This window comes from uncultured Thiodictyon sp., assembly GCF_903828115.1.
Taxonomy (GTDB): domain Bacteria; phylum Pseudomonadota; class Gammaproteobacteria; order Chromatiales; family Chromatiaceae; genus Thiodictyon.
On sequence record NZ_CAIKKU010000332.1, the window covers coordinates 1 to 3,109 of the forward strand.

A 3,109-nucleotide genomic window follows, 5' to 3' on the forward strand; every position below is an offset into this window, starting at 1 on the left:
CAGGATTCTCTCGCACCCAACAGGGCATCGCTTCTCCGATTACGACAACGACAACGACAACGACAACGATTGTGTTGACTTGATCTTGGTTCGTTAATTAGATGAGCACGATGTCGTACTGCTCCTGGGTATAGAGCGACTCCGCCTGCAGCCGGATCGGCCGCCCGATGGACTCCTCCAACTCGGCCAGGTGGGCGGACTCCTCGTCCAGCAGCCGGTCCACCACCGCCTGGGAGGCCAGCACCAGCAGGGTTTCGACGTCGAACTGGCGCGACTCGCGCATGATCTCCCGGAAGATCTCCGAACAGGTCGTCTGCGCGGTCTTCACCGAGCCGCGCCCGCCGCAGCAGGGGCAGGGCTCGCACAGGACGTGCTCCAGGGACTCGCGCGTGCGCTTGCGGGTCATCTCCACCAGCCCGAGCGAGGAGACCTCCGTGATGTGGGTCTTGGCGTGGTCGCGCGCCAGGGCCTTCTCCAGCGCCCGCATGACCTGCCGCTTGTGCTCCTCCTCGGTCATATCGATGAAGTCGATGATGATGATGCCGCCCAAGTTGCGCAGGCGCAGTTGTCGGCAGATCGCCTGGGCCGCCTCCAGGTTGGTCTTGAAGATGGTCTCTTCCAGGTTGCGGTGTCCGACGAAGGCCCCGGTGTTGACATCGATGGTGGTCATGGCCTCGGTCTGGTCGATCACCAGGTGCCCGCCGGACTTGAGGCTCACCTTGCGCTGCAGGGCCTTCCTGATCTCCTCCTCCACCCCGTAGAGGTCGAACAGCGGGCGCTCCCCCTGGTAGAACTCGATGCGGTCCTTGATGTCGGGGATGTACTTGGCGGCGAAGGGGACGGCCTTGTCGACCATGGCGCGGGAGTCGATACGCACCCGCTCCACCTCCGGGGTCACCAGGTCACGCAGGGCGCGCAGGGCCAGCGGCAGGTCGTCGTGGATCAGGCCGATCGCGGTGGCCAGCAGGCAGCGCTCCCGGACCCCGCGCCACAGCTTGGCGAGGAAGTCCATGTCCTTGAACAGCGACTCCTCCCCCACCCCCTCGGCGGCGGTGCGGGCGATGAAGCCGCCGTGACCCGGGTGGGTCGCCACATAGCGCTCCAGGATGTCGCGCAGGCGGCGGCGCTCGTCTTCCTCCTCGATCTTCTGGGACACCCCGGTGCTCGCGAGCGCCGGCATACACACGAGATAACGCGAGGCGACCGAGACGTTGGTGGTCAGGCGCGCGCCCTTGGTCCCCAGGGGGTCCTTCACCACCTGCACCACCAGCTCGTCACCCTCGCGGACCAGCTCGTGGATGTGGTCCCCGCGCGGCTCGCCGTCGGCGCTCATGATGTCGGAGGCGTGCAGGAAGGCGGCCCGCTCCAGCCCGATATCCACGAAGGCGGCCTGCATCCCCGGCAGGACCCGCACCACCCGGCCCTTGTAGATATTGCCCACCAGGCCGCAGCGCTCGGCGCGCTCGATGATGAGCTCGTGGACCACCCCGCCCTCCACCACGGCGACCCGGGTCTCCGGCGGGGTGACATTGATCAGGATCTCTTCACTCACCGGGACACCTCGCGCGCGGGCGGGATCAGCTCGATGCCGGCCTGCCCCAAGAGCCGCGCGGTCTCGAACAGCGGCAGCCCCATGACCCCGGAATAACTGCCGGTGAGACCGGCGATGAAGAGTGCGCCCAGGCCCTGGATGCCGTAACCCCCGGCCTTGTCGCGGGGCTCGCCGGTGGCCCAATAGCGCAGACATTCGTCCTGGGTGAGGGTGCGGAAGGTCACGCGGCTCTCGCTGAGATCGGTGCGCTCCCCGTCCGCCGCGATCAGGGCCACCGCGGTCAGCACCCGATGGCAGCGCCCGGACAGGAGCCCCAGCATCGCGAGCGAGTCATCGATGTCCGTCGGCTTGCCGAGGATGCGCTCATCCACCACGACCGCGGTATCCGCCCCCAGGACCGGCCGGGGGTCGTCACCCGGGAGCCGCGCGCGCGCCCGCCGGGTCTTCTCCAGGGCGAGGCGCAATACATAGTCCTCGGGGTGCTCCCCCGGGTGGCGGGTCTCGTCGCAGTCCGCCGCCGCGACCGCGAAGCGCACCCCGATCTGGGACAGCAGCTCGCGGCGCCGCGGTGAGCGCGAGGCGAGATAGATCTGGGGCTCGGCGTCGGTCATCTTTAACTCGTTTAGGGAATACTTGTCGCGTCGTTGTCGCGTCGTTGTCGTTGTCGTTGTCGTTGTCGTAATCGAGGTTTATCGTAGCGCCCAGGATTCTCTCGCACGCCAAATTGCATCGTTTCTCCGATTACGATTACGATTACGATTACGACAACGACAACGACAACGACAACGACAACGACTGTGTTTAACTTGTTCTTGACTTGTTAACCCCGGTGATACGGATGTCCCTTCAGCAGCGTCCAGGCCCGATAAATCTGCTCCGCCAGGATCACCCGCACCAGCGGGTGCGGAAAGGTCAGCCGCGACAGTGACCAACACTGATCGGCACGCGCCAGCGCGGCCGGCGCCAACCCGTCCGGCCCCCCCACCAGCAGGGCCAGGTCCCGCCCGGCACCCAGCCAGGCCTGAAGCTGCAGGGCCAGGTCCTGCGTGCTCCACCCCTGCCCGCGTCCGTCCAGGGCCACCACCCCCGCCCCCTTGGGGATCAGCTTACAGAGACGCAGCGCCTCGTCCTCCCGCGCCAGGTCCGGACCGCCCGTCTTGCCCCGGCGCAACGGCTCCACCTCGATCAAGTGCAGCGCACACTCCGGCGGCAGCCGCCGGGCATAGTCCTGATACCCGGCCTCGACCCAGGCCGGCATCCGGCGCCCGACACAGAGCAGATGGATACGCACCGGCGCCGACCCGTGCCGGGCTCAGTGCAGGCCCGGCCCCAAGACCAGGTCCGCGGGTAGGCGCAGCAGCCGACAGCGCCGCGGGTCGGCACTCGGCAACAACATCAGTTGATCGGCCATCTCGTCACCGTTCTATCAAACTTACAAATTCATGCGTAAACATGAATAAAGTTGACTTCCTGCTTCACGGGGGCCGGTTTCACGCGGACCTTGCGGCCCGCGCCAGCGCCCTCCCCTCCACAGGCAGACACCGCGGAACTCGCGGC

At 66.8% G+C, this 3,109-nt stretch carries 3 protein-coding genes; all 3 read right to left on the bottom strand.

The features are described from left to right. Positions 1-97: 97 nt before the first annotated feature. The 3 genes from rng to rlmH all read right to left on the bottom strand — a co-directional run bounded on the left by rng (position 98) and on the right by rlmH (position 2,843). A complete protein-coding gene (gene rng / locus QZY48_RS12135; RefSeq protein ID WP_295431116.1) occupies positions 98-1,552 on the bottom strand; it encodes a ribonuclease G in 1,455 nt (484 codons plus the stop codon). Then, on the bottom strand, positions 1,549-2,163 hold the full coding sequence (locus tag QZY48_RS12140; RefSeq protein ID WP_295431117.1) for a nucleoside triphosphate pyrophosphatase: 615 nt from the start codon (positions 2,161-2,163) through the stop codon (positions 1,549-1,551). The genes rng and QZY48_RS12140 overlap by 4 nt, the downstream gene beginning before the upstream one ends. Before the next feature lie 209 nt (positions 2,164-2,372). Beyond that, complete coding sequence (gene rlmH, locus QZY48_RS12145) at positions 2,373-2,843, bottom strand: 23S rRNA (pseudouridine(1915)-N(3))-methyltransferase RlmH (RefSeq protein WP_295431118.1); 471 nt, start codon at positions 2,841-2,843, stop codon at positions 2,373-2,375. Between the last annotated feature and the right edge of the window lie 266 nt (positions 2,844-3,109).

Coding starts and splice junctions, on each gene's coding strand:
- QZY48_RS12140 (WP_295431117.1), bottom strand. CDS start 2,163: ATGACCGACGCCGAGCCCCAGATCTATCTCGCCTCGCGCTCACCGCGG.